Annotated in this window: 5 protein-coding genes and 1 pseudogene; 3 read left to right on the top strand and 3 right to left on the bottom strand. The window is 46.2% G+C overall.

The window, feature by feature from the left end; translation table 11 throughout:
- A pseudogene (locus tag MHN01_RS15065) lies at positions 1 to 394 on the bottom strand (proteobacterial dedicated sortase system histidine kinase); the annotation flags it as partial.
- Positions 395 to 412: 18 nt separating this feature from the next.
- Positions 413 to 1,099, bottom strand: a complete 687-nt coding sequence (pdsR, locus tag MHN01_RS15060) for a proteobacterial dedicated sortase system response regulator (protein WP_239412097.1) — start codon at positions 1,097 to 1,099, stop codon at positions 413 to 415.
- Positions 1,100 to 1,368: 269 nt separating this feature from the next.
- Here pdsR and pdsO point away from each other — a divergent pair, with 269 nt between their 5' ends.
- Together pdsO and MHN01_RS15050 are read left to right on the top strand one after the other, a co-directional pair.
- Positions 1,369 to 2,142: a sortase-associated OmpA-like protein PdsO gene (gene pdsO, locus MHN01_RS15055; protein WP_239412096.1), complete on the top strand. Its 774-nt coding sequence runs from the start codon at positions 1,369 to 1,371 to the stop codon at positions 2,140 to 2,142.
- Positions 2,143 to 2,156: 14 nt separating this feature from the next.
- Positions 2,157 to 2,342, top strand: a complete 186-nt coding sequence (locus tag MHN01_RS15050) for a hypothetical protein (protein WP_239412095.1) — start codon at positions 2,157 to 2,159, stop codon at positions 2,340 to 2,342.
- 150 nt (positions 2,343 to 2,492) lie between these two features.
- Here the strand turns inward: MHN01_RS15050 and MHN01_RS15045 are convergent, their stop codons facing one another.
- Positions 2,493 to 3,431 carry a chemotaxis protein CheV gene (locus tag MHN01_RS15045; protein WP_239412094.1) on the bottom strand — a complete coding sequence of 313 codons (939 nt, stop codon included), beginning with the start codon at positions 3,429 to 3,431 and terminating at the stop codon, positions 2,493 to 2,495.
- 826 nt (positions 3,432 to 4,257) lie between these two features.
- Between MHN01_RS15045 and MHN01_RS15040 the strand changes: the two genes are divergently transcribed.
- On the top strand, positions 4,258 to 5,488 hold a 1,231-nt coding region (locus tag MHN01_RS15040; protein ID WP_239412093.1), incomplete at its 3' end, for an FAD-dependent oxidoreductase.

The raw sequence follows: 5,488 nt of genomic DNA, 5'->3' as shown, positions 1-5,488 counted from the left end.
TCCCGACAAGATGACGGAAACTGATGCTGTTACCGCTATATGGCCGGCGGCTGAACTGAACGTACTCACGCCCGTAGTGCACCATTTTGTCGTCATAGTCTGTCCAGTCAGCAAGCTGGCCGTTTAGCGTAATTGGAGACTGAAGTTCATAGGCATATAAGTCGCGCCCTTTTTTGACTGATTCCAGAAAGCTGGCTTGAGAGCTAAACAGGTTGGGGCGCTCGTTCAGTGCCGTGGCGACAGCACGGGTCGTGCCGACTAGCGTTTGTTCTTGTCCTTGGCGAAGTAGTTTTTCCATTTCAAGAATATATTTGTAGCCAACCCAGGGCAGGGTGAGCAAAAAGCTTGAAATGAGAATGACTTTTAATCGGAGGCCGATACGAAATTTAGGCATAATAATGAATAACCTCGGTTATGAGCCCCACCGGTAGCCCATGCCATATACAGTGTTGATGCAGTCGAAGTTATCATCATATTGCAGAAATTTTTTGCGGATCCGTTTTACATGGGAAGTGATTGTGCTGTCGTCGACAACAACCTGAGCTTCATCCATTAGATCATGACGGCTTTTGACATGTCCCGGGCGTTTAGCCAGCGCATAGACCATCCAGAATTCAGTGACAGTGAGCTCAACCAGTTGTTTGTTCCAGAATATTTGCATCTTATTCTTATCAATTGTCAGCGCTCCGCGTTCAATCAGCGTATCTTGCTCTGTCGGAACAGCAAGAAGGTCACTGCGACGAAACAGGGCTGCAATACGGGCCATAAGGTGAGGCAGACTGACATCTTTGGTCAGGTAATCATCGGCACCCATCCTCAGTCCGCAGACGGTATCAAAATCACTATCTCGCGCCGTCAGAAAGATAATCGGCACGGTAGGAGACAGCGCGCGAAGAGATTGGCAAAGTGTAAAACCACCATCAATTTCATTCTGAAGGCCAATATCAATAATGGCGAGATCAGGCAGGTTCTGTTCGAATGCCGCTTGGGCTTCGGGGCGGTTGTCATACCCCTGAACGCTATAGCCATGCTTCTTTAAAACATCGATATAGTTTTCGCGGATAGCGGCTTCGTCTTCGACAATCACAATCTTCTTCATGTATGACCTTAGCGGGTATTAATAGGTGGTTCAGGTTGTTGATATGTGGTGACTATACAATAAAAAATGCCTGAAAAAAGCCACATCAACCAATTGCCTTTTTTTTGCCACAATTGATCAGCGTATTGCCCTTTTTCCTCCCGAAGAATGCCAGATCTAGTTGGTTTAATTACCTCATCGAAACGACACCGATACAGCCCAAGCGCTAAAGACACGGTGTCGGTACTAAACAACCAGTCAGCACACTGTTTACTGATGAGGATAGAAAAATGAAAAAGCAGCTAATTTCGACACTGATTGCAACTTCTATGATGGCTTCTGTTATTGCGCCGGTAGCGCAGGCTTCAGAGGGACAAACCTCCGGATACAACACAACTCAGGATGCCTATACCGCTGGTCAGGATGAGCAGTTAATCGGCTTGGGTTCCGGCGCGGCATTTGGCGCGCTGGTTGGTGGTCCGGCAGGGGCTGTGATTGGCGCTATTGTTGGCGGGATTGCCGGTACGGCAATGGGGCAGGAGCAGTATATTCAGGCTCAAGATGAAGAAATGCTGGAGCTGACAGCACGCAATGGAGAACTTGAGCGCATAAGCCAGCGCTATAGCCAGTCACAAATAGAGATTGCACGCCTTCAGCAGCAAATCATAGATCAGAACAACCTGGAACAACGGCAGATAGATTTGGCACTGGAGATGAATGTGCACTTTCGTACCGGTTCAGCCCAGATTGAACCACATTTCGAGGCACAACTTGAGGAACTGGCAGAGCTAATGAAACAGGCGCCGGATGTGAAGTGGGAGCTTGCCGGTTATGCAGACCGCCGCGGTGATAGTCTGAAAAACTACAACCTGTCTCAGCGTCGTGTTGATGCTGTCCGAGATTACCTTGAGCAACGTGGTGTGGACGGTAGCCAGATCTTAGCCTCAGCCTACGGCGATCAGGAGCCATTGAAAGCGGAGCAGAATTTTGAAGGTGACTTCTTTGACCGTCGCGTAACGCTTCGCAGCAACCAGAGCCAGGTCCGCACGGCAAACACGCATTGATGGAGCGATGAAGTATGACGCCAAAGACACCGAAAGGAGCACCTGATTGGGTGCTTCCTCTTCTCATCATCATGTTACTAACGATGCAGTTAACGGTTAAAGCTGAAGACGTGACAGAGCAGAAAATTGATATTTTGCACGGAGAAACGCTTAAAGCCTGGAATGAACTAGAGAAAGTGGCCCATAAGGAGTATGAATAATGTTTGCTGATGAACAGTTGTGGTTAACCTTGTTGCTGAAACTGACCGTACTTCATTTCAGTCTTATTTATTGCTAGGTCTTTTTTTAGGGAGGGGGCATGAAGAGAGAAAAAACTCGCCCGCAGGCGAGTTCTTCTTGTTTTGATTAGGTTAGAGTACTGCTCGTAACCTGTCTTGTACAACCTCAACTAAGAGATCTGGCTGGAACTTGGAGATAAACCGATCACAGCCGACTTTTTTCACCATCGCCTCGTTGAAGCTACCACTGAGAGAAGTGTTCAGGGCGATAAACAGATCATTCATTCTAGGATCGTTGCGGATTTCATAGGTTAGCTTGTAACCGTCCATTTCCGGCATTTCGGCGTCGGTGAACATCATCAGGATTTCATCATTGATACTCTTGCCTTCATCACACCAGCCCTTAAGCAGGTTGAGCGCCATCAGACCGTCGCTGGCTTCAATAATCTGCAACCCTAACTGAGAAAGGGTGTCGCGGATTTGCGCACGGGCAGTTGAAGAGTCATCAACAATCAGTACCTTGCGGCCATGGAAATGGTTCACGATATTGTTATCAAGAACTTCTTCTGAGATCTGAATGTCATAGTCAATGATCTCAGCCAGCACTTTTTCGACATCGATAATACTAACCAGTCGGTCGACACCATCACGCTGCAACTTAGTAAGGGCCGTTAGGTAGTTGTTCTTACCAACCTGGCTTGGTGGCGGCTGGATATCACGCCAGGTTAGGTTTTCGATGTTCATTACCTGGCCGACGAGGAATGCCTGTACCGAACGGTTGTATTCGGTGATGATCATATTGCTTTCGCCGTCTGTATCGACGGGGCGCATACCAATTGCCTGGCGAAGATCGATGACAGGAATTGACTGGCCACGGATGTTGGCAACACCTGTGATATTTGGGTGCGAACCTGGAAGTGAGTTCAGTCTAGGAAGCTTAACAACCTCTTTAACTTTAAACACATTGATGGCAAATAGCTGTGATGAGTTCAGCTGGAAGATAAGTAACTCGAGTCGGTTTTCACCGACAAGCTGGGTACGCTGATCAACAGAATCTAGAATATTGGCCATAATTTGCCCGGCAGCTCACAAAATTATTAACATTATCATCAAATTATATGATGTTCATTAAGTAAAAGTCACGCCTTATATAACGTTTCCTGATGGCTTGGTAACGGATTTTGTGGCAACTCTGTGATTATCCTCGCTTTCTCACTACCATTCTTTCGCCAAAGCTGAACGGGGGGACGCAGAGCGTAGAGGATGCCTACGCATTGGTTCACCATACTCTGCTATCTGCTATCAGTTGACAACTATAAAGGGAATACAAGACCCACATGCTTGAAAGGCTGTCCGATATTGCTTTGAAACTGTTATTTACCGATTGCACAAAACTGTGCTTTATCGTCAAGCAATAATTGATTGGTGGAAATGTATTTTGCTGTCTAATAAAAAGACACTTTGTGTATTATTGTTTCATCTAATAATTCTGTCAGCAGTATGTTTATAAATTTAATCTTAATTTGTCGTGATGATTTAACGAAAATAACACTTTAGAATTATATATATACCGCCTTGGAGGTAGGCTGGCTGAAAATTAATAATGTAAATATATTTCAATATATGACTATTTAAGGCGGTATAGTAATTATTGCTAGCTTTATTTTGCTTGGGAAATAATCCACTACAGTGTTTCAAATCAAGGAATTTTATCCTGAACCTGATACGTTGGGGGAATAACAAAAAAATGATGATTTATCTAAATCATCCGTGAGCGCTGTACTGGCTTTCCCTATGAACAAGAAGTTAGTTACGAGTTGATAGCTGAGTATAAATCCGGCTTATCCGTATAACTCATTACCTTGATGCAGCGCCAAGCAATAGAAAGAGGCAATATATGATAAATGTCACAATAGACGGACAAGCCGTGGTTGTTGATGATCAACAAACATTGCTTGAAGCCGCTACACAATGCCAAATTGATATTCCATCTCTATGTGGCTTAAATAAAAACGGTGAAAAAGTTCCTTGTGAATTATGCGTAGTTGAAGTCGAAGGACAGGGCACAAAGCGCGCATGCGAAATTCATCCTAGCGAGGGGATGAATGTAACAACTAAGAGTGATGCATTGTCTGCTGCGCGCAAAAAAGCATTGAATCGCATTTTGTCTGATCACTACGCAGACTGTGAGGCGCCTTGCCAGACAGCCTGTCCTGCTGGGGTTGATATCCAGTCATACCTTTATCATATCTCTCAAAATGATCATCAAAAAGCGGTCGAAGTGATCAAGCGCACGTTGCCGATGCCGCTCTCTATTGGCCGTGTCTGCCCGGCATTCTGCGAAACGGAATGTCGCCGTGGGCTTGTTGACGAGCCGTTGGCTATCAGGCAGCTAAAGCGTCATGCCGCGGATGCCGACTTGGAAGCACAGGAACAATATGTTCCTGAAGTAAAACCTGCCAAAGGTAAGTCTATTGCCATTATTGGTAGCGGCCCGGGTGGATTAACCTGTGGTTACTACCTCAGTAATGAAGGTTACAACGTCACTGTGTTTGAGTCGATGCCTCATGCTGGTGGCTGGCTACGTTACGGTATTCCAGAGTACCGCTTGCCGAAAGCGATATTGGACAAAGAAATCGAGCTGATGTGCCGAAACGGTATGCAGGTTGAAACCGGCAAAGTGCTGGGTAAAGACTTCCTCTTATCCGAGCTTGCTAACGACTATGATGCCGTCTGCCTGGCAGTTGGCGCATCAAAAGCTGTCGAGATGAACTATACGGGTAGTGATCTTGATGGTTGTTACCTCGGTGTCGATTACCTGAAAGACTATGTAACCGGGCACCAGTATACGACAGGTAAGAAAGTGGCTGTGATCGGTGGCGGTAATACCGCGATAGACTGTGCACGAACAGCTGTTCGTGATGGGGCAGATACCACACTGATCTACCGTCGAACCCGTGATGAGATGCCTGCTGAAGATTATGAAATTCTGGAAGCAGAGCATGAAGGCGTTAAATTCCACTTCCTGACCAATCCCGTCGAGAATATTGCTGATACAAGCGGCCGCGTTTGCGAGATAAAGCTTGAGAAGATGGCATTGGGTGAGCCTGATGCCTCTGGTCGCCGAC

Origin of the sequence: Photobacterium sp. OFAV2-7 (assembly GCF_022347985.1) — a bacterium.
Classification (GTDB): domain Bacteria; phylum Pseudomonadota; class Gammaproteobacteria; order Enterobacterales; family Vibrionaceae; genus Photobacterium.
Note: the sequence above shows the minus strand (reverse complement) of the source record. Positions and strands in the feature narration are given on the sequence as shown.